Here is a 20,561-nt window from a genome sequence, read left to right as displayed (position 1 = left end):
CCCTGCCTGCCGGCAAAAGGAGCATGTACGGTGCGGATCCTGCTGGTCGAAGACGATGCCCTGCTGGGCGATGGCCTGCGTGCCGGCTTGCTGCAAGGCGGGGCCACGGTGGTGGACTGGGCGCCGGACGCCGGCGCGGCGCGCCTGGCGCTGACAGATCACGCCTACACCACGGTGCTGCTGGACCTGGGACTGCCTGACGGCTCGGGCCACGGCGTGCTGGCTTCCTTGCGGGGGCGCCTGGACCCCACGCCGGTGCTGGTGATCAGCGCCCGCGACCAGTTGAGCGAGCGCCTGCAGGCGCTGGATGCCGGGGCCGACGACTACCTGGTCAAGCCCTTCCCGCTGGACGAGCTGCTGGCCCGCATCCGGGCGGTCATGCGGCGCAGCCAGGGCACGGTGGTGCCGCTGCTCACTTGCGGCGACGTGGCCATGGAGACCGCCAGCCGCAAGGTCACGCGCGCGGGCGAGCCGGTCACGCTGAGCCAGCACGAATACCTGACCCTGCTGGCGCTGATGCAGCGCCAGGGCCAGGCCGTCTCGCGCAACCAGCTCGAGGACGCCGTCTACGGCGGCCATGGCACCATCGAAAGCAACACCATCGCCGTCTACATCCACCAGCTGCGCCGCAAGCTGGGCGAGTCGCTCATCGTGACGGTGCACGGCTACGGCTACCGCCTGGGCGAGGCCGCGCCATGAACACGCTGGGCGTGCGCCTGTTCGCCACTTTCATCGCGGTGATCCTGGTCGCATCGCTGCTGGGGCGCGTGGACCAGATGTACGAATACACCCGCCCCGAGACCGGCGTATGGGACAGCACCCTGAAGGAGATCGGCGGCCAGATCGTGGCCTCGATCCCGCGCGCGCTGGCCGAACTGCCCGAGGACGCGGCCAGCGAGAACTACACGCTGCCGGCGGGGCAGGAGCTGCGGCCCGAAAGCCTGACCTTCCAGGCCTGGGACCGGCAGAGCGGCCGGCTGCTGATGCGCTCGCCCGGCGCGCCGCTCGAACCGCTCAGCACGCTGAGCCAGGAAGGCTTCAGCGACAGCCGGGTGGCCGGCCAGCGCTGGCGGATCTACACCCTGTCCGATGCCGACTCGCTCATCCTGGTGCACGTGGCCAAGAACCGCGAACAGCTGCGCGCCGAATACCGCGAGCTGCTGGACCACAAGCTGCGCATGACGGTGCTGTTCGTGCTGCTGATGACCGGCGCCGTATGGTGGGTGCTGCGCCGCGCGCTGCGTCCCCTGGACACGCTGCGGCACAGCATCCTGCACCGCCCGGCCCTGGACTTCAGTCCCCTGCCCCATCACGACCTGCCCAAGGATTTGCGCCCGCTGATCGATGCCTTCAACCGGCTGCTGGCGCGGCTGGACGGCGCGGTGCAAAAGGAAAAACGCTTCGTGGCCGATGCCGCGCACGAACTGCGCACGCCGCTGGCCGTGCTCGCCAGCCAGGCGCAGGTGGCGCGCCAGGCCGACACCCCCGAGAAAGCCCGCGCCGCGCTGGACAAGCTGCAGGAAGCCGTGAACCGCAGCTCGCGCCTGGCCGAACAGCTGCTCGACCAGGCGCGCCTGGACCGCCTGGAGGAAGCCGCCTTGCAGGAAGGCGTGGCGCTGGACCGGGTGGTCAACGTCCTGACGCGCGAGTTCGAGACCGCCGCCCGCAACAAGGGGCTGAGCGTGTCGCTGGAGACCCAGCCGTGCACGGTGCGCGGCAATGTCGATGCACTGGGCGTGCTGGTGGGCAACCTGCTGGATAACGCCATCCGCCATGCGCCGGCCGGCGGCATGGTGCGCGTGCGTTGCGCCCGGCGCGAGGACGGCGGCGTGGAGCTGAGCGTGGCCGACAACGGACCCGGCGTGCCGCCCCAGGAACAGGAAAAGATCTTCGACCGCTTCTACCGCGTGCCGGGCAGCCGCGAGCGCGGCAGCGGCATCGGCCTGTCGCTGGTGGCGCGCGTGGCCGCGCTGCACGGGGCCACGCGCCGCTGCGGGGCGGGCCTGCAGGGCCGGGGGCTGCAAGTGAGCGTGATCTTTCCCGGCGCTTGACGCAGGACAAGCTGCGCTGGGCGGCAAGCTGCTACGCTATGGCCGTTGCCTTTCAATTTCCATTCAAGGAGACTTCATGGCCAAGCTGCTCGTTCCCGTCGATGGTTCCGAAAACGCCCTGCGCGCCGTCGATTTTGTCATCCAGCAAGCCAGGCAGGCGCCGGATACCGAGCTGCACGTGCTGAACGTCCAGCCGCCGATCATCTCCGGCGCGGTCAAACAATTCGTGGACAAGGCGACCATCGACCAGTACTACCAGGCCGAGGCCCGGGACGCGCTGAAGGCGGCCCTCGAACGGCTGGACCAGGCCAAGGTGCCCTACACCCGCGCCGAGCGCGTCGGCCCGGTGGCCGAGACCATCGCCAAGTATGTGCAGGACGAGGACATCGGGCACGTGGTGATGGGCACGCGCGGCCTGAGCGCCATGAGCGGCTTCTGGCTCGGCTCGGTGACGACCAAGACCCTGCACCTGATCCAGGTGCCGGTTACCCTCATCAAATAAGGCCGCGCAGGCCGGGGCCGGCCGGGCGGGCGACGCCGGCCCTTGCGCAAGCCCGGCAGCCCCGCCTTCAAGCGTCAGGCCGCTCGCGCTCCAGTTCCGCCAGGAAACGCTCGTCCCGGGCGCAGAGCAAGCCCGCGCGGCGCGCCGCCTCGATGATATCCGGGCGGCTGGCCGCGGTCAGTCGCAAGGCCTGCTCGCGGCGCCACTGGACGATGCGCGCATGGTGCCCCGAGAGCAGGGGCGCCGGCACCGCCAGCCCTTCGTAGACCTCCGGACGCGTGTAATGGGGGCTATCCAGCAATCCCGAGACGGCGGGATGGAAGGAATCCTGCAAGGCCGAGTCGGGATCGCCCAGCACGCCCGGCAACAGCCGCACCGCCGCATCGATCATGGCCATGGCGGCCAGTTCGCCGCCGGACAGCACAAAATCGCCCAGGGACCATTGCTCGTCCACGCAGCGCTCGATGAAGCGCTGGTCCACGCCCTCGTAGCGCCCGCAGACCAGGATCGCCCCGGCGCCTTCCTGGGCCAGGCGCTGCGCATCGGCCTGGCCATAGCGGCGCCCCGCCGGGGACAGCAGCACCACCTTGGCTGGCGGGCAGCCCTGGTTCATCCGATCGTCCCTGGCCTGGCGCACCGCGTCTTCCAGGGGCTGGGCCATCATGACCATGCCCGGGCCGCCGCCATAGGGGCGATCGTCCACCGTCCTGTGCACGTCGTGCGTGAAGTCGCGCGGGTTCCAGGTGTGCAGTGCCCAACGGCCATGCGCATGCGCACGGCCCGTCACGCCCATGTCGCGGATCGCCCCGAACATCTCGGGAAACAGGGTAAGAACGTCGAAGCGCATGGCCTTGGCGCCTTGGCAGGCTATTCGTAGTCGCTGGGCCAATCGGTATCGATGCGGCGCGCGGCCAGATCGACCGACCTCAGATGCGCATCGACGAACGGCACCAGGATTTCCTGCTCGCGCCCCTTGGCCGACAGCAAGGGCTGCAACTGGCCGTCGGCCTGCCTTTGCAGGCGCAGCACCTGCAGCAGGGCATGCGCGCCGTTTTCGGTCACGCCGCGCACCCGCCCCAGCAATACCGGCTCGCCGGCGTCCTCGCCCCAGACCAGGCAGCCGATCAGGTCTATCCAATAATATTCGCCCGCCTCGAGCGCGGGGAAGTCGCTGCGCGGGACAAGGACGCTCAGGCCGCGCAAGGCCTGGGCCTGGTCGCGGTCGGCCACGCCTTCGAGAGCGGCCACGACGGTCGCGCCCTGCGGGCGGGCGCTTTGCACCGCCACGGCGCGCAAGGCGCCAGCCGGCGGGCACGCCGGCACCGCGCCGGCGGCGGGCGCAGGCGGCCTGGCCAGCCACCAGCGGCGGGCAGCCAGCAGCACTTCGGCTTGGGAAGAATGCGGCTGGACCTTGACCCAGCCGCGTACGCCATACGCGGATACGACACGGCCCAGCTCGACGAGGTCGGCCGGGACTTCAGGCCGCTCGCCGGCCCGCGTCACCGCGCTGTCCTCCGACCGCCAGGCGGCATCCTTCCCGAGGAAGAAAGCGCGTCCTTGCGGACGGCCGAAGGGCCCAGGCGCATCTTAGGCAGCGGCCGAAACCTTGGCCGAGTATTCCTTGACCAGGCGCGCCACGGCCGGCGAAAGCTGGGCACCGTTGCCGGTCCAGTGCTGCACGCGGTCCAGGGAAAGACGCAGGCGCTCGTCGTTCTCGTTGGCGATGGGGTTGTAAAAGCCCACGCGCTCGATGAAACGGCCATCGCGACGATTGCGCGAATCGGCAGCCACTACGTTGTAGAAAGGTCGCTTCTTGGACCCACCGCGGGCCAGGCGAATCACCACCATAGGTAATTCCTTGAAAATGTTGAGAAAAGCCAGTAAGGATAGCACTTGCAAGCCACTCTTGGCAAACATTCTTGCAAGTGCAAACCCGTTATTCTAACCCATACCGCACTGCAGCGGACCGGATGTGGTTCAGCGCCTACGCATGAAATGCAGGACGCGCGCGCCGGCCTGGTGCTGCAGCATCAAGGTATTGCCCGTCTGCTTGGCGAAGGCCTGGAAGTCCTTGACCGCATTGCGGTCGGTCGTGACCACCTTCAGGACCTGCCCGCTTTCGAGCTGCGCCAGGGCCTTCTTGGCCCGCAGGATGGGCAATGGGCAGGCCAGCCCGCTGGCGTCGACCTCCAGGTGGTGCATGGGCAGTTCGCCCGGGGCCTGGGATGAAGAAGCATGTTCGGCGCTCATAGCCTTCCCTTCGTGCTGCGCACTGCCGTATTCGCGCTCGGGGCGGCCCGTCACAGCCGCTGCTCGACCCAGGCCCGCACGCTTTGCACCGCGCCGGGCAAGGCAGCCAGGTCGGCGCCGCCGCCCATGGCCATGTCGGGGCGCCCGCCGCCCTTGCCGCCCACCTGGGCGGCGACATGGCCGACCAGTTCGCCCGCCTTGACGCGCCCGACCAGTTCGGGCGTGACCCCGCCCACGATGCTGATCTTGCCGTCGGCCGCACCCGCGGCCAGCAGCACCACGGCGGGCTTGAGCTTGTCCTTCAACTGATCGACCATGCCGCGCAGGGCCTTGGGATCGACATCCTTGACCACGGCGGCCAGCAGGGTGGCGCCGTCGAGCTTGACCGCCGCGCTGGCCGCCAGGTCGTTGCCGGCGCTGGCCGCCAGGCGCGCCCGCGCCTGCTCGAGATCTTTTTCCAGGGCGCGCAGCTGCTCCTGCACCTGGGCGATGCGCTCGGGCAGCTCGGCCGGCTGGCTCTTGAGCGCGCCGGCCGCGCGCGCCAGCGTGGCATTGATGTTTTGCACCCAGCGCAGGGCATTGTCGCCGGTGATGGCCTCGACGCGGCGCACGCCGGCGGCCACGCCGCCTTCGCTCACGATCTTGAACAAGCCGATGTCGCCAGTGCGGCTGACGTGGGTCCCGCCGCACAGCTCGCGCGAGCTGCCGATATCGAGCACCCGCACGGTATCGCCGTATTTCTCGCCGAACAGGGCCATGGCCCCGCCCTTGACGGCCTCTTCGTAGCCCATCAGGCGCGCCTGCACCGGCGCATTGGCCAGCACCTCGGCGTTGACGATGGCTTCCACCTGGGCGATCTGCTCGGCGCTCAGCGGCGCATCGTGCGCAAAATCGAAGCGGGTCTTGTCGGCATCGACCAGCGAGCCGCGCTGCTGCACGTGGCTGCCGAGCACTTCGCGCAAGGCCTTGTGCATGAGGTGGGTGGCCGAATGGTTGCGCACCGTGCGCGCCCGGCGCTGCGCATCGACCTGGGCCTGCAGCGTCATGCCCAGCGCGAGTTCGCCCGATTGCAGCGTGCCGTGATGGCCGAACACGCCGGCCTGGATCTTCTGGGTATCGGACACGTCGAACAGCACGCCCGGGGCCTGCAGCGTGCCCGCATCGCCGACCTGGCCGCCGGATTCGGCGTAGAACGGCGTGGCGTCCAGCACCACGATGGCCTCCTGGCCTGCCTGTACGCTTTGCACCGCGGCCCCGCCCACGTACAGGGCCGTCACCCGCGCCTGGCCGGACAAGGTTTCGTAGCCGTCAAAGCGCGTGGGCGCGCCCTCGTAGGCCAGGCCCTCGGCCGCCTTGAACTTGCCCGCGGCGCGCGCCTGCTCACGCTGGCGCGCCATGGCGGACTCGAATCCTTCCAGGTCGACCTCGACGCCGCGCTCGCGGCAGATATCGGCGGTCAGGTCCACCGGAAACCCATAGGTATCGTAGAGGGTGAAAAGCGTGCCGCCCTCGATGCGCCCGCCTTCTTGCACGCCGGCCAGGGCGGCGTCCAGGATCTTCATGCCGTGCTCCAGCGTTTCGCCAAAGCGTTCTTCCTCCTGCTTGAGCACCTGCTGCACACGCCCGGCAGCCTGCTCTAGCTCGGGATAGGCCGCTCCCATCTCGCGCACCAGGTCGGGCACCAGGCGATGGAAGAAGGGTTGGGTCTGGCCCAGCTTGTAGCCGTGCCGCAGGGCCCGGCGCACGATGCGGCGCAGCACGTAGCCGCGCCCCTCGTTGCTCGGAATGACGCCGTCCACGATCAGGAAGGCGCAAGCGCGGATGTGGTCGGCAATGACCTTCAGGGAGTTCTCTTGCAAGTCGGTGCAGCCGGTCTCGCGGGCGGCCGCGGCGATCAGCGCCTGGAACAGGTCGATCTCGTAGTTCGAATGCACCCCTTGCAGCACGGCCGCGATGCGCTCCAGGCCCATGCCGGTGTCCACGCAGGGCTTGGGCAGCGGCGTGAGCTTGCCCGAAGCGTCGCGGTCGAACTGCATGAACACCAGGTTCCAGACCTCGATGTAGCGGTCGCCGTCTTCCTCGGGCGAACCGGGCGGGCCGCCCCATACGTCCGGACCGTGGTCGTAGAAGATCTCGGTGCAGGGACCGCAGGGGCCGGTCTCGGCCATCTGCCAGAAGTTGTCCGAGGCATAGCGCGCGCCCTTGTTGTCGCCGATGCGGATGATGCGCCCGGCCGGCACGCCGATCTCGTTTTGCCAGATGCCGTAGGCCTCGTCGTCTTCCTGGTAGACCGTGACCCAGAGCTTTTCGGCGGGCAGGCCGTAGACCTCGGTCAGCAAGGTCCAGGCATAGCGGATGGCATCCTGCTTGAAGTAGTCGCCGAAGCTGAAGTTGCCCAGCATCTCGAAGAAAGTGTGATGCCGCGCGGTATAGCCCACGTTCTCCAGGTCGTTGTGCTTGCCGCCTGCGCGCACGCTGCGCTGCGCCGACGTGGCGCGCGAATAGGGGCGCGCCTCCTTGCCGGTGAAGACGTCCTTGAACTGCACCATGCCGGAGTTGGTGAACAGCAGCGTCGGATCGTTGCCGGGCACCAGCGACGAGGATGGGACGATGGTATGTCCCTGGGACTGGAAGAACTGCAGGAACTTTTGGCGGATCTCGGAGACTTTCATGGCATGGTGGCCGAAACGGGGCGAATCGCCGATTATAAGGGCGCGCCCGGGCAGCGGCGCAGCCGGGCCGCCGGCCAGGGCCCGGCGTGTCAACGCAGGCAAATATAGGTCCTCAGGAACACGCCGTCGTCGTAGGGCCCGGGCGCCCATTGCGATATCCATTGCGCCTGGTAGCCTGCCGGGCAGGAGCAGCCGCCGGTACGCGGGTTGACCAGGTCCGGGTGGATGCAGCCGCGCACGTTGTTCACCACGTAGCTGCCGCCGAAACCGCCATCCTGGGCCGCCCAGACGCCGCCGCTGCATCCGAGCAGGCCGCCGGCCGCGTCCCGGGCGATCAGGCCCGCCGGCGAACAGCCCGTCCCGGCCGCGGCGATCCCGCCCACCTGCAGGAATTCGTGGGCCACCACCCTGCCCTGGCCCGTGAGCGTGCCGCCGGCGGTCAGGCCGCCCTGGACCGAGGCCCAGCCGCCCAGGGCCGCGCCGCCGCGCACCTGCAAATCGCCCTGCAGCAAGGCCCCGGCGCCGAAGTTGGCCTGGCCCGCCACCGACAAGGCCCCCTGCAGCGCCGGATCGCGCGTATCGCGGCGGCGTACGTAGGGATCGTCGTAGGGCGCGCTGCCCGCGACCAGGACGGCAATCGAACCGGGCGCCAGCGGCGCGGCCTGGGCGGACGGGGGATTGGGCAGGTTGAATACAGCCCCGCGCACCCGGCCCGGGTCGTGCGCGTGCACGGCACCCGCCTTGCCTTGCGCGGCCAGCAGGACCGCGCCCACCCGGTCGGCCCGCCGGCCCGGGTCCGCCGCACCGCTCCCCACGCCGGTGTGGATCAGCAAGTCCATGGCGCAGGCCGGCCCCGGACATGACTGGCCCTGCAGCACCTGGATGGACGCGCCGTCGTTCCAGGCGGAACGCTCGGGAAAGCCGGCGTCCAGATAGCCCAGCTGCTTGAGCCCGGCCACCGTTACGCCGCCGGACAAGGCCGTGGGCAGGGGGCCGGCGGCCTGCCCGCGCGCATGCTGCTCCATCTGCGCGAGCGCGGGCCGTGCGGCCGCCTCGATGGCCAGCAGCCATCGGGCCAGCGCCTGCGCGCCGGCGTCCTCGATGCGGCGCTCCCAGGCCCCGGCCGCCCAGATGGCGGCCAGCGACAGCAAGGCGGCGGCAAGCGTCAGCTCGATCAGGGCGAATCCCCGCGGCGCACGGCGCGCGCCGGACCGCCCCGCGCGAGGCCTGGCGCGCGGGCCCGGGCGCTTGGCCTTAGCGGAAGGTGAATTCGAAAAGATTGTCATCGCCGGCATTGCAAAGGTTTTGCGCCGTGATGGCGCTATAGGCGAGCGGGACGGTGCCCCGGTCGTTCTTGGCATAGCCGCCGCCGCGCGAGGTCTCGATGCGGACGGTTTCGGCCAGCCGCTGCAGGATGGACGGCAAGGCCGGGCAGGCGGCGCGGTTCACGTTGCTCAGCGTCAGCGAGAAGGCGGCGCCGCCGTCCACCGGCTGCACGGTCACCACGCCGTTGCCGCCCTCGCCCGCGCCGCCCAGGCCATGCGCCACCACCGCCGAACCGCCCATGCCGGCACTGCCGTTGACGGTCAGCACGCCGGAGGTGCGCATGGCCTCGGCCAGCACGCCGGTCTGCACGCTGGCATAGGGCATGGGCCCGGCGCCCTGGGCGCCGACCTTGAGCCGCAGCACGAAACGCTGCAGTTCCTCGGCCACGCGCGGCACCTTGTTCTCGACCACGTAGGCCGTGACGGCCGGCACGCCGATTACCGCGATGAGCAGGATGATGGCGGTGACGATGGATACTTCGATCAGCGAGAACCCGCGCTGCAAAGGGTGCCGCAAAGGGCGCGGCAAGCCGGCGCGCCGAGGCAGTGGCCGGCGCGCCCGCGCGCGGGGCGGTGAAGGAAAGCGAAGAACGGGCATGGCAGGGTTATCTCCGTAACGGGGTTGGGACGGACGGGGGCTTGGGGGGGGGCGGCCGAGGCAGGCATACGGTGGTCTCGTGCGGGGACCGGCAGCTCAGACGCCGGCATGGCGCAGCAGCAGCGCCCGGCGCATTTCGTCGATGACGGCGTAGTGCCAGCCGGCCAGCGCCAGCAGGCAGGCCAGCGCACCGAGCAGCAGCAGCCACCGCCAGGCCTGGGCCTGCGCCTGGATGCGCCGGCGGGCATGGGTCTCCAGCCGCAGGCGCGCCCGCCGCACGCCTTCGTCCATGCCATAGGCCTCGATCATGTCCTGCATGAACCAGCGGGTGGACGCATCGAGCAGGCCGGTATCAAAAACGCCGGCCCCGCGCTCGCCCTCGTCCATGCGCTCTCCCATGCGCTGTGCCTGCCAGGCCATCCAGGGCGCAGAACCGCCCGCGATGCGGGCCAGCGCCTCGCCCAGGGCCATGACGCGGTGGCCCTGGCGGCGCAGCAACAGCGCCAACAAGGCAAGAAAGCGCAATGCCTGGAAATCCCGGTAGACGGACCAGGGCGGAAGGCGATCCAGCCAGGGGCGCAGCCGGCCGGTGTAGCGCGGCAGGCTGGCCAGGCCGGCGGCCACGGCCAGCGCGATGCCAAGCGCTAGCCACGGCCAGCCCTGCTGCAGCGCCTGCGCGAAGTCGTGGAACAGCCTGGCGCCGGGTCCGTAGTGCTCCGGCGCCAAGCCCTGGAAAGCCTGCCTGAGCCGCGGCGCGGTGTAGTAAGGCACCGCGGCCAGCGTCGCCAGCATGACGGCCAGCGCGGCCAGCGCCACGCCCAGCGTGCCCGCCAGCAAGGCGCGCACTTGGCCCACCAGCCGGACGGCGCCGGCCAGTTCAGCCAGCGTCTGGACGAAGGCCTTGGCGCCGGCCTGCTGGGCAATGCGCAGCAGGAGCAGCTCCTCTTCCGGGAACACGCCCTGCCAGATCGCGTGCACGTCGGCGCCCTGCTCCTGGCACAGCGAGGCCCAATGGGCCGACAGCAGGCCGCGCGCCGTATGCGGGCCATGGCGGGCCGCATCATCCAGGAACAGCGCAAGCAAGGTCTTGCCGCCATTGCCGGCCTGCAGCCGTTCGGACAGGTATTCGTAGTAATCGCCGCGGCTGCGCCGCAGCACGGTTGCCGCATGCGCGCGCCAGATCGCGCGCATGCCCGATGCCAGCCTGGCCGCGATCATGCTGGCCTGCCCGCCGGGGCCACGCTGTCGAAGGGCCGGAAACGCGCCTCGACGTCGCGCGGGTCCACCCATCCCTGGCTGGCCTTGTACAACGCGCACTGCATGGCGGTCTTGCCGCGCATGTCCGGCTCGTCGAAGGCCGCGCCGCGCTGGCCGGCGAAATGCCGCAGCAGCCCGAGGTTGTCGCGCTCGCGCAGGCAGCGCAGGAAGACGGGGTCGTCCTCGGGCTCGAACATCTCCGCCGCCACGGTGCGCCCGGACAGCCCCGCCATGTCCGGCAGCCGGTCCGAGCGGCAAGCCGCGCAGCCTTGCGGATTGCGCACCTTCATGCGCAAGGGATCCAGCGCAAATGCCGTCTCGATGCGCTCGGCCCAGCGTCTGCAGGCCGCCGCGCCCGGGCCTTCGAACAACGATTCGAGCGGCAAGGCGCAGTGCGCGCACAAGGCCGGCAGCAAGGCCTGGTAGACGAGCAGCTTGAGTATGCCGGGCGTGGCCAGGAAATCGCGCGAGATGCCGATGAAGTCCGAGGCCAGGCGCTCGCCGATCAGCAGCACCGAGCCGGCATGGGTGGTGGTGTAGACGCTCACGCCCGAAGCGGCCAGGTCCATGAATGCGCGGCCGGTCTGCGCATCGCGGATCTCGCCGATCATCAGGTCGTTCATGGCGCTGCGCTTGAGCGTGCGCAGCTTGGCGTCGAACACCGTCTGGCCGTCGTCCTGCAAATCCCGCCCTACCGTGTTCTGCAAGGCGCCGGGGATGAGGTATTCGACCGGATCCTCCAGCGTGACGACCTTGCGGGTGGCCGGCACCGCGCGCATGAGCGCGGCCAGGGTGGTGGACTTGCCCGACCCCACTGCTCCGGCCAGCACCACGGCGCCGCCCTCGCAGCGGCCGGCGCGCGCCAGGGCCTGTGCCTGGCCGGGCAGGTAGCCCAGCTCGGCGATGCCGGTGGCGGCGCTCTCGCCGTCCAGGCGGATGATCCGCAGGCAGACGCTGGGGCCGGCATCGGCCGCCAGCGAAGCCCAGCGCAGCATGACGCCGGCCGGCGCCGGGCCGGCGCGATGCCAGATCTGCCCCTGCTGCTCGATGGAAGGATCGAACACCGCGCCGTTGCCCCCGCGCACCTGCATCCAGGCCACCGATAGGATTTCCATCAGGGTGGCCGTGGGCATGCGGGCATAGCACTCGGGCGCCACGTACCGCCCCGCCACGGTATAGCGCACCTGGGATTGGCGCTGGCGCAGGCTCACGTTCAGGTGGATGTCGCTGGCGCCATGACGCAGCCCCCAGGCCACGATCTCGTCGAAAGCGCGGGCCAGCGCCGTACGGCGGGGATCCGCATGCAGGGCGCGGCGGCTGCGCAGGCTGGCGGCGGTGATCTGGCCTCGCGACAGCGCCAGCAGCAAGGGCGCCGGCAGGACATAGATGGAAGGCTCGGCCAGGGCCAGGCCGCGGCCGCGCAACTGGCGCAGCAGCTCGGCCGCCGCATCGGTCAGGGCCTGGTCCTGGACGGCGAACACGGCGGCGCTGCCGTCCTCGAGCAGCGCCGGGCACAGCTGGCCCTCCAGGGCCGCCAGGTCGAAGTCGGCCGCGATGACGCGGGCCAAGGCCGGAGACAGCGCAGCCAGATCGTCGTGGCCGGACAGATTGGCCACGACGGGCCTGAAGGCGGACGGCTCCAGCCCTTCGGGGGGCAGCGGACGCAGCGAGCGTGCGGCTCGTTTCATTTCAGCGCTCCTGCCCGGACGCGCCCAGGCACAGCGTCAAGGGCGCCTGGCCCGCACGCGCGGCCTTCAGGCAATGGCCGCGCACCTCCAGCAGGTGATAGGCGCCGTCCCAGTCCGCCGGGCCGTCCGGCGAAAGGCGGTGCCGGTGTCCGTCGACCAGCATCTCGGCATGCATGCGCTTGCCCACGCCGTAGATGGCCAGCACGCGAGGCGCCTGCGCCAGCGGCTGCGCCGGGGTGGCGGCGGGCACGTGCGCCGGCCCGGGCACGTGCCCTGGCGGCGCGGCCCCTGCGGCGGCCAGCGCGGCCTGCAGGTCCAGGCGCATCAGGTCCTGGACGGTGGGCGCCTGGCTCCAGGCCGATGCAGGCCCGGGATGCGGCCGGGCAGGCGCGGGCAGGCAGGACAGGCCGGCGGCCAGCATGAGCGGCGCCCCGTATTTAGTGCATTTCATAGAGCATTCCTTGCAGGCTGACCTGCGCACGATGGGACGCCAGTCCGGCGCCGGAAGGAGAAGCCAAGCGCAGGTGCAGGCGCTGCCAGGACGCGGACAGCGCAAGATCCTCGAGCAAGGCGTAGGCATGCAGCGGCCCTTCGAGCAGGATGGCGCGCCGGCCCGGCACGGGCAGCGCGTCGGGCCGGCGCAGCATCTGGCCGGCCGCATCGCGCGGGGCCTCGACGGGCAGGGCCTGCCAGGCATGCACCTGCACGCGCGTGAATAGCCGCATGACTGACTGCAGGCGGGTAGCCAGGTCTATCTCGATCTCCTGGGCGCCGGCCAGCGTGCGCCAGCGCAGCGGCTTGGCCGCGCCATCCTGCCGCCAGCTCAGCTGCGCGCCGTCCAGCAGATCCACCCGCAGCTGCCAGCCCGGCGGCAGGACGTCGGCCAGATGGCGGTTGCGCCCCAGCGTGCCGCGCGCATAGCTGGCCTGGCAAAGCCAGCCGGGCCCCTGGGCCAGGCAAAGGGCTTCGTTCAGCGTCCATCCCGTCACGGCGGCAGGCAGCTGGCGCAAGCTTTGCAGGACCGGCTCCAGGTCGGCCGGCGTATGCCAATGGACGGAGGCCACGCTGGCATCGAGCGCGGCCTCCCAGGCGGCCTGTGCCTGGTCCGCGGCCAGGGCCGGTTCCTGGCGCTGTGCGCCGCCCCACCCCAGCCAAGCCGCGCAGCCAGCCGCCGTGCACGCCCCGGCGATCCACGCGGCACGGCGCGCCGCGCCATGCACGGGCCGCAAGGCCCCGGCCTGCTCGCGTCCAGCCTGCAGCTGGGCCCAATCGAAGGGCACGATGCCGTCCAGGTCCACGTTGCCATAGACCGGCATGGCGGGATAGCGGACTTGCAGCGCCTCCAGGGCCAGGCGCGCCTGCGGCACGGAGCCATACACCCGGTCGGTTTGCGCCACGACCGCGCCCGCGTGCCAGGCCGCCAGCCAGCAGCCGGCCTCGCCGGCCTGAAGCAGCATGGCGGCCGAAGGCACGCCGGCGGCGCGCATGGCCGCCAGGGCCGCCGCATGGCGATGGCGCGGGCCCTTGCGCCGCAGGCGCGCGCAGCCCGCGCTGGCCTGCGACTGGCCGGACCAGGTGTAGTGCGTGGCGCCGAGCGCACGCGCGCGCCGCCGCGCCAGCCGGGCAAGGTCGCGCCCGAGCAGCGGCGCCCAATGCAGCCCGAACAGCCATTGGACGCCGGCCTCTTGCGCCAGCCACTGCCCGGGATGCGCCGTATCGGGAAGCAGGCGCATGCTAGAAGCCCTCTTCGATTTCGGCGCCGACCATGACCACGGTGGTGGTGCGCTGCGAGGCGGCGCGGTCCCGGCCGCCGCTGAGCAAAGGCCAGCCGTCCAGGTGGCGGCGCCGCTGGCCGTCGTCTTCGCTGCGGTCGAAACCCGCGATCACCATGGGCTGGCCCGGCCGCAGGGCCACCTGCTGCACGGTGCCGGAGCCATCGATGGCCAGTTGCTGGATCTGCACCTGGTTTTCCTGGGCGCCGAAGGTGACGGTCTTGAGGGGCTGGGCGACGGTGTTGTCGTAGGACACCGACAGCAATACCTGTCCGTCGTCCTGCGCATCGGGCAGCAGCGTCAGGAAGGTGCCGGTGGTTTCCTGCTTCTGGCTGACCGACACCGACGGCAAGGCCGCCCCCAGCGCGCCGCCCATGCCCAGCGTGGTGCTGGTCTGGGCTTGGTCGATATAGGAGAAGGTGGTGCGAACCGCGTGCGTGACGGGCCGGCGGTTGAGGGTGTAGACCGGCACGCGGGTATGGCGCAGCACCGTGCCGACCTGCGACAAGGCGGCGACGATGGCATCCGAGCCTCCCAGCGGCCCGGCCAGCAGGCCCGCTTGCAGCCGGCCGGCCTCGGGCAGCAGGCCCGCGGCCGTGCCCCCGGCCAGCGCCGCGGCGGTGCGGCTGCTTTGGTGAATGAGATGCCAGTCGATGCCGCCCTCGGCGCTGCGGTCCAGCGCCAGCGTGATTTCCTCGAACACCAGGCGTACGCGCCGGGTCAGCACGCGGTTTTCGCGCGCCAGGAACTGCGCCACGCGCTCGAGCGCGGCAGGCGTATCGGTGACGACCAGGGACGCCCCTGCGCCCGGCTCGGCGCTGACCGTGCCTGCCCGTGAAAGCAGCGCCTGCACGCGCAGCCGCACCGCTTGCAGGGGGTCGGCCTGCTCCAGGCTCAGCGACGTGCTCGATACGTTCTCGAAGCCGCCTTCCTGCTGGCTGCCCGAGCGTCCCAGGCTTACGTGCGAACTGGCATCCATGGTAAGCAGGCGCACGTCGAAAACCCGCGTCTGCACACGGTAGAACTCGATGGCGCCTTCGTGATAGCGCCAGTGGATGCCCAGGCGGTGGGCCAGCGCGTCGAGCATGCGGGGCAAGGGCTGGGGACCCTGCGCGAAGCCCGCCGTCGTAGGCGCCAGGACCAGCAGCTTGCCCGCGCCGGCCACGCGCGGCAGGAAATCCTCCGCCGGCAGCAAGGCATCGGGCATGACCCGTACCGCGATGCCGGTGGCGCGGGTGATGCGCTCGGCCAGCACGGGCAGCTCGGCCAGCTCGTCGGCGAACAGCAAGGTGGTGTTGACGTGCGCCTGCAAGGCAGGCGGCAGGACCGCCTCGCGCGCCAGCGGCTGCGCCCGGCCTGCCAGCCATGCGCGGTCGACCTCCTGGGCGGCACGCCGCGCCTGCGGATCGGGCAAGGGCTGCACGAAGGCCTGCCGCCGGCTGCGCAGCTGCTCGCCAGCCTGCTCATGGCGGGCCAGCATGTCGTCCACCTGGCGGACCACGGCGCAGCCGGACAGCGCCATGCCGGCAAGCAGCACGCCGACCCATGCCCGCCGCGCACCGCGGCATCCGCCCTTGGGGCGGCCCGGCGGGCTCATCGGGCAACCTGCGTGCTGCGCACTCCGGTATTCGCCCTTGGGGCGGCCCGGCGGGCTCATATCGCCCCCCTTTCGCCCGCGCTGCGGTCGCAAGGTTCGTTCAGCGCCACGACCCGCAATACGCGGTTTGCGTAGAAACACGGCTGCACCGGGCGCTCGCCCAGCTCGGAGGCCGCCAGCAGGGCGCGCACCGCCTCGCGGTAGCCGTTGCTGAACGAGGCCGAGCCGCTGAGCGGGATGTCCACGTCGACCGCCCAGTGCTCGTTTTCGAAGGTCCAGCCGGCCTGGCGCGACCATGTGCCCAGCAAGGCCCGCATGGTGCCGTCGGCGGGCGAGGCGTGGAACACCGTGGGCGCGGCAGGCGGCTGCGTGCCGTCTTTCGGCGGCGCGGCCGAAGCCGCGCCGGTAGCCGCGGACCCGGGCGTGACCACCGGCCCCTGGACCGGCAGCGCGGCTGCCACCGGCCCCGCCGCTGCGGCAACGTCCGGCGTATCGCCTGCCGGCGAGTTCGCCAAGGCATGGGCATGCTGCATGGGCCCGGCCTGGGCCGGCACGGCGGCGCCCTGGCCGCCGGGCCCGAGATAACGGGCCTGCGCCAGGCTGCGTCCGCCGCGCAGGGTGATGGCGGGCCACACGCCCTGCACCACCACATAGGGATCGCGCCGCGTATAGGCCGCCAGCCGCTCGCCCTGCCCGGCCGAAACGAACAGGGCCGGCACCGGCTGGCCGGGCGGAAAGTGCAGCCAGGTATCGCGCCCGTCGTGAAAGACCTGCAAGGGCGCCACGGCCCTATCGCCCGACAGGCTCCAATTGAAGTCGTAGCCCTGGGCCGCAGCCAGGCTGGGCCAGGGAGGCTGGGACGGCGACGGCGCCGTGCAGGCCGGCAGGACGGCCGCGCAGGACAGGAACAGGATGCAAGGCTTCATGGCTCACCACGCAAGGCCCGGCCAAGATGGCCGGATGGCTTGCATGGTGGCCCGCGCAACGGGGGCGGACAAGCCGCGAAATATCCGGATGGATACAAACGCCGCTTAAGCCCCCCCGGGCCTCGCGCCGCGTTTCAGCGGCCCTGCGGCATCACCGCATGAGCGCCGACGCCTTCTCCGAGATGTTGTTCAGCGCCCGCATCGGCGGCGTCTGGCCGGTCAAGGCGTTTTGCAGCTCGGTGTTCATCACCGTCTCGATCTGCGGATAGTTGTTCAGGCGAAAGCCGCGCGAAGACGGCGAAGGCTGCGTGCGCAGCGCTTCGATCAGCTGGTGGGCGCCCGGGATCTTGTTGTAGAACGACACGTCCGAGGCGCGGAAGGCCGCCTCGGTCAGGGGCAGGTAGCCCGTCTGCTGGTGCCATTGCGCCGCCACCACCGGCGTGGCCAGGTAGGCCAGGAAAGTCGCCGAAGCCTTGTCCTCGCTGCGCGGATGGCCGGCGATGGCCCACAGGGCCGAGCCGCTCACGAAGGGACGGCCGGGCTGCTTGGCCACTTGCGGATAGTAAGGCAGCGGCGCCACGCCGAAGGACAGCCCCTTGGCCGCCTGCAGCTGGCCCAGCGCGCCGGTGCCCGAGGTCAGCACCGAGCAGGCGCCCTTGGCGAAGGAGGCGTCGGGCGTATTGTCGTTGGGGTGCTCGGTCAGCAGCATCGACCGCGTCCAGCTGACCATCAGCGAGATGTGGCGCATGTAGAGCGAATCGAAGTTCAGCTTGGGCTGGCCCTTGCCCAGCCCGTTATCGGAGGTGGCGTAGAGCTTGCCGTTGACCGGCGCCAGGTTGGCCAGGTGCACCTTCACGGCGTCGCTGGTGGCGTAGGGGCAATGCACCCCGGAAGCCCGCAGCTGCAGCAGCTCGGCCTGCAGGTCGTTCCAGGTGCGGGCCGGGGCCTTGGGATCCAGGCCGGCCTTCTTGTAGGCATCCAGGTTGTAGAACATGACCGGCACCTCGGCCATGAACGGGAAGGCCAGCAGGCGGCCGCGGCTGTCGCGCACGAAGTTCGAGGTCTGCGGCAGGAACCAGGCCAGGTCCCGGATCGGGTAGTCGTCCAGCAGGCGGTACATCGGCAGGATGTTCTTGTGCTCGGCGATCACCTCGGGCGAATGGTTGTCGGCGATCTGCACCAGGTGCGGCGCCTTCTTGGCGGCCAGCGCCTTGCCGGTTTCCTCGCGCAGGGCGGCCTGGCTGTCGAAGCCGCGCAGCACGACCCGCACGTCCTTCTGGTCGCGGTTGAACTGCTTGACGAGCTTCTCGAACTCGGCCCGGTTCGGTCCGGCCAGCGTGTGCCAGACCTGGATATCGGTGGCGGCGTAGGCCGTGGCGCAGGCCGCGCCCAGGCCAAGGATCATGGCGTGCCCGGTGGCCCGCAGCGTGCGGGCCAGGCCCGCGAAGGTGTGTTCAGTCATGTCTACAAGCCGATGAAAGGAAAATCGGGTTCGGGCTGGCGTCCATCCACGATGTCGGCCAGCGCCCTGCCCGAGCCGACGCCCATGGTCCAGCCCAGCGTGCCGTGGCCTGCGTTCAGGAACAGGTTGGACACGCGTGTGCGGCCGATGAGCGGCACGTTCGAAGGGGTGGACGGGCGCAAGCCCGACCAGTAGCTGACGCGCTCGAAGTCGAGCGCCTCGGGAAAAAGCTCGCGCGCCAGGCGCGTCAGGGCCTGGCAGCGCACAGGGTTCAGGGCCCGCGAATAGCCCGACAGCTCGGCCGTGCCGGCCATGCGCAGCCGCTCGCCCAGGCGGCTGAACACCACCTTGTGGCCGCTGTCGGTCAGGCTGACGGTGGGCGCGCCGGCGGGGTCGGTCACGGGGAAGGTGGCCGAATAGCCCTTGGCGGGATAGATGGGGCAGGACACGCCCAGCGGACGCACGAGATCGGGCGTGAAGCTGCCCAGTGCCACGACGTAGGCATCGGCCTTGAGCGCGCCGTAGCGGCCGTCGGCCTGGATGAGCTCGGCCGCGCGCACCTGGCCGCCCTCGCCCTGCAGGCGCGTGACCTGGGTATTGAAGAGGAACTGCACGCCGGCCTGCGCCGCGCGTTCGGCCAGCGCGGCGGTGAACAGGTGCACGTCGCCGCTTTCGTCATCCGGGGTGTAGTCTCCGCCCACGATCAGGTCGCGCCGGGGCGCCAGCGCCGGCTCGATGGCCACCACTTCGTCCGGGCCCAGGATGCGCCGCTCGACGCCGAAGTCGCGCATCAGGCCGGCGGCACGCTGGGAAGCGTCGAATTCGGCAGGCGTGCGATAGAAGTTCAGGATGCCGCGTTCGAGATGGTCGTAGCGGATGTCCAGCCCGGCGCGCATCTGCTGCAGGGTCGAGCGGCTGTATTCAGCCAGGTTGACCATGGCGCGGATGTTGGGCGCCAGCCGGCCGGGCAGGCACTCGCGCAGGAAGGCCAGGCCCCATTGCCACTGCCGCCAATCGAGCCGCGGACGGAAATACAGCGGCGCGTCGTCCTGGAAGATCCAGCGCAGCAGCTTGAGCGGGGCCTGCGGATTGGCCCAGGGCTCGGCATACGAGACCGATATCTGGCCGCCGTTGGCAAAGCTGGTTTCGCGGGCCGGGCCGCTGGCCCGGTCGACCACCACGACATCATGGCCCGCTTGCTGCAGCCACCAGGCACTGGCCGTGCCGATGATGCCGCTGCCCAAAACCGCGATTTTCATTCCAGATTGGCTCCCGCCTGATCGGTTCCGGCCGGGCGCCAGGCAGGATGCGCAGGCTGCGCCCAGGACGGATACGGGAGTTTACCGTGCACGGCAGCCGCCACAAACACCCGGCGCAAGGCGCCGGCCAGCCGCCTATCCCTTGATGGCCGCGACATCGGCCTCGGAGGTGAAGGCGTCGGCATAGAACTCGTCATCGGGCAGGCCGCAGCGCTGGGCGAAATCCACCCGGGCCGCGTTGACCATCAGCGGCGTGCCGCAGGCATACACCTGCCAGCCCGACAGGTCGGGCAGGTCCTGCATGACCGCCTCGTGCACCAGGCCCGTGCGGCCTTGCCAGGCATCCTCGGGCTGGGCTGCGGACACCACCGGCACGTAGCGGAAATCGGGCAGCGCCGATTCCCAGCTGCGGGCCAGCGCGTCCATGTACAAGTCGTGCGGGCGGCGCCCGCCCCAGTACAGGCGCACCGGGCGCGCGATGCCGGCATGCAGCATGTGCTGGACCATCGCCTTGACCGGGGCAAAGCCCGTGCCGCTGGCCAGCAGCACGATGGGACGCTCGGAGTCCTCGCGCAGGAAGAACGAACCCAGCGGCCCTTCCAGGCGCAGGATCTCGCGTTCCTTCATCTGGGTGGCGCCGGCGCCGAACACGTGGTCGGTGAAAACGCCGCCGGGCATGTGGCGCACGTGCAGCTCCAGCGGACCGCCTTCGTGCGGGGCCACGGCCATGGAGTAGCTGCGGCGCCGCCCGTCCTTGAGGATGACCTCGACGTACTGGCCGGCGTAATAGCGGAAGGTTTCGGTGGCCGGCAGCTGCAGCCGGAGCACCATCACGTCGTGCGCCGCCCGCTCCATGCCGATCACGCGCGCCGGCAGCTTGCGCACCTGGATATCGCTGGCCAGCCTGACTTCGGCCGATTCGAGCACCATGTCCGATTGCGGCTTGGCCTGGCAGAACAGCGTGTAGCCCTGCTCGCGCTCTTCGGCGGTCAGGATCTGCTCGGGGGCCGGACCGGCCTCGAAGCTGCCCGACACCACCTTGCCCTTGCAGGTGGAACAGGCGCCGTTGCGGCAGCTGTAGGGCAGGACGATGCCGGCAGCCAGGGCCGCGTCCAGCAGCGACTGGCTCGGCTCGGCGGTGAAGGTATGGTTGCTGGGCAGGACGGTGACCTGAAAGCTCATGGATTCGATCTGGATGCGAG

The 20,561-nt window shown here is 70.7% G+C and carries 19 protein-coding genes; 3 read left to right on the top strand and 16 right to left on the bottom strand.

Going from position 1 to position 20,561, the window contains the following annotated elements; translation table 11 throughout:
- Positions 1-30: 30 nt before the first annotated feature.
- The 3 genes from V8Z80_RS08010 (at position 31) to V8Z80_RS08000 (ending at position 2,553) form a co-directional block, all read left to right on the top strand.
- Positions 31-699 (top strand): response regulator transcription factor, encoded by a 669-nt coding sequence (locus V8Z80_RS08010; protein WP_336061633.1) that lies wholly within the window; start codon positions 31-33, stop codon positions 697-699.
- Positions 696-2,051 carry an ATP-binding protein gene (locus tag V8Z80_RS08005; protein WP_336061632.1) on the top strand — a complete coding sequence of 452 codons (1,356 nt, stop codon included), beginning with the start codon at positions 696-698 and terminating at the stop codon, positions 2,049-2,051. Before V8Z80_RS08010 ends, V8Z80_RS08005 begins: the two co-directional genes overlap by 4 nt.
- A 76-nt stretch (positions 2,052-2,127) precedes the next feature.
- On the top strand, positions 2,128-2,553 hold the full coding sequence (locus V8Z80_RS08000; protein ID WP_155195276.1) for a universal stress protein: 426 nt from the start codon (positions 2,128-2,130) through the stop codon (positions 2,551-2,553).
- Positions 2,554-2,620: 67 nt separating this feature from the next.
- On the opposite strand, the gene trmD is transcribed toward V8Z80_RS08000, so the two are convergent.
- From trmD to V8Z80_RS07920, 16 genes are all read right to left on the bottom strand, one after another.
- Positions 2,621-3,400 carry a tRNA (guanosine(37)-N1)-methyltransferase TrmD gene (gene trmD, locus V8Z80_RS07995; protein WP_336061631.1) on the bottom strand — a complete coding sequence of 260 codons (780 nt, stop codon included), beginning with the start codon at positions 3,398-3,400 and terminating at the stop codon, positions 2,621-2,623.
- A gap of 20 nt (positions 3,401-3,420) precedes the next feature.
- Entirely contained in the window at positions 3,421-4,056 is a 636-nt protein-coding gene (gene rimM / locus V8Z80_RS07990; protein WP_336061630.1) for a ribosome maturation factor RimM, read from the bottom strand.
- 84 nt (positions 4,057-4,140) lie between these two features.
- Positions 4,141-4,401 carry a 30S ribosomal protein S16 gene (rpsP, locus tag V8Z80_RS07985; RefSeq protein WP_155195278.1) on the bottom strand — a complete coding sequence of 87 codons (261 nt, stop codon included), beginning with the start codon at positions 4,399-4,401 and terminating at the stop codon, positions 4,141-4,143.
- 129 nt (positions 4,402-4,530) lie between these two features.
- Positions 4,531-4,803, bottom strand: coding sequence for a sulfurtransferase TusA family protein (locus tag V8Z80_RS07980; RefSeq protein ID WP_155195279.1), 273 nt, complete (start codon positions 4,801-4,803; stop codon positions 4,531-4,533).
- Between the two features lie 50 nt (positions 4,804-4,853).
- On the bottom strand, positions 4,854-7,475 hold the full coding sequence (gene alaS / locus V8Z80_RS07975) for an alanine--tRNA ligase (protein WP_336061629.1): 2,622 nt from the start codon (positions 7,473-7,475) through the stop codon (positions 4,854-4,856).
- A gap of 89 nt (positions 7,476-7,564) precedes the next feature.
- Positions 7,565-8,761 carry a shufflon system plasmid conjugative transfer pilus tip adhesin PilV gene (gene pilV, locus V8Z80_RS07970; RefSeq protein WP_336061628.1) on the bottom strand — a complete coding sequence of 399 codons (1,197 nt, stop codon included), beginning with the start codon at positions 8,759-8,761 and terminating at the stop codon, positions 7,565-7,567.
- Positions 8,730-9,317, bottom strand: coding sequence for a prepilin-type N-terminal cleavage/methylation domain-containing protein (locus tag V8Z80_RS07965; RefSeq protein WP_336061627.1), 588 nt, complete (start codon positions 9,315-9,317; stop codon positions 8,730-8,732). The genes pilV and V8Z80_RS07965 overlap by 32 nt, the downstream gene beginning before the upstream one ends.
- A gap of 177 nt (positions 9,318-9,494) precedes the next feature.
- Positions 9,495-10,616 (bottom strand): general secretion pathway protein, encoded by a 1,122-nt coding sequence (locus V8Z80_RS07960; RefSeq protein WP_155195283.1) that lies wholly within the window; start codon positions 10,614-10,616, stop codon positions 9,495-9,497.
- The gene (locus V8Z80_RS07955; protein ID WP_336061626.1) at positions 10,613-12,343 is read right to left on the bottom strand and encodes an ATPase, T2SS/T4P/T4SS family; all 1,731 of its coding nucleotides are present in this window, start codon (positions 12,341-12,343) and stop codon (positions 10,613-10,615) included. Before V8Z80_RS07955 ends, V8Z80_RS07960 begins: the two co-directional genes overlap by 4 nt.
- A 1-nt stretch (position 12,344) precedes the next feature.
- Complete coding sequence (locus tag V8Z80_RS07950; protein ID WP_336061625.1) at positions 12,345-12,794, bottom strand: hypothetical protein; 450 nt, start codon at positions 12,792-12,794, stop codon at positions 12,345-12,347.
- Complete coding sequence (locus V8Z80_RS07945) at positions 12,781-14,076, bottom strand: hypothetical protein (RefSeq protein WP_336061624.1); 1,296 nt, start codon at positions 14,074-14,076, stop codon at positions 12,781-12,783. The genes V8Z80_RS07950 and V8Z80_RS07945 overlap by 14 nt, the downstream gene beginning before the upstream one ends.
- Before the next feature lies 1 nt (position 14,077).
- The gene (locus tag V8Z80_RS07940; RefSeq protein ID WP_336061623.1) at positions 14,078-15,712 is read right to left on the bottom strand and encodes a hypothetical protein; all 1,635 of its coding nucleotides are present in this window, start codon (positions 15,710-15,712) and stop codon (positions 14,078-14,080) included.
- Positions 15,713-15,768: 56 nt separating this feature from the next.
- Complete coding sequence (locus V8Z80_RS07935; protein ID WP_336061622.1) at positions 15,769-16,638, bottom strand: TcpQ domain-containing protein; 870 nt, start codon at positions 16,636-16,638, stop codon at positions 15,769-15,771.
- 151 nt (positions 16,639-16,789) lie between these two features.
- Complete coding sequence (locus V8Z80_RS07930; RefSeq protein WP_336061621.1) at positions 16,790-18,100, bottom strand: extracellular solute-binding protein; 1,311 nt, start codon at positions 18,098-18,100, stop codon at positions 16,790-16,792.
- Between the two features lie 2 nt (positions 18,101-18,102).
- The gene (locus V8Z80_RS07925; protein WP_155195289.1) at positions 18,103-19,359 is read right to left on the bottom strand and encodes a D-amino acid dehydrogenase; all 1,257 of its coding nucleotides are present in this window, start codon (positions 19,357-19,359) and stop codon (positions 18,103-18,105) included.
- A 135-nt stretch (positions 19,360-19,494) separates the two neighbouring features.
- Positions 19,495-20,541 (bottom strand): CDP-6-deoxy-delta-3,4-glucoseen reductase, encoded by a 1,047-nt coding sequence (locus V8Z80_RS07920; protein ID WP_336061620.1) that lies wholly within the window; start codon positions 20,539-20,541, stop codon positions 19,495-19,497.
- Positions 20,542-20,561 lie beyond the last annotated feature (20 nt).

The organism is Orrella sp. JC864 (genome assembly GCF_037026685.1).
In the GTDB taxonomy this organism is placed as follows: domain Bacteria; phylum Pseudomonadota; class Gammaproteobacteria; order Burkholderiales; family Burkholderiaceae_B; genus Orrella.
This window is presented reverse-complemented; position numbering and strand designations above follow the sequence as displayed.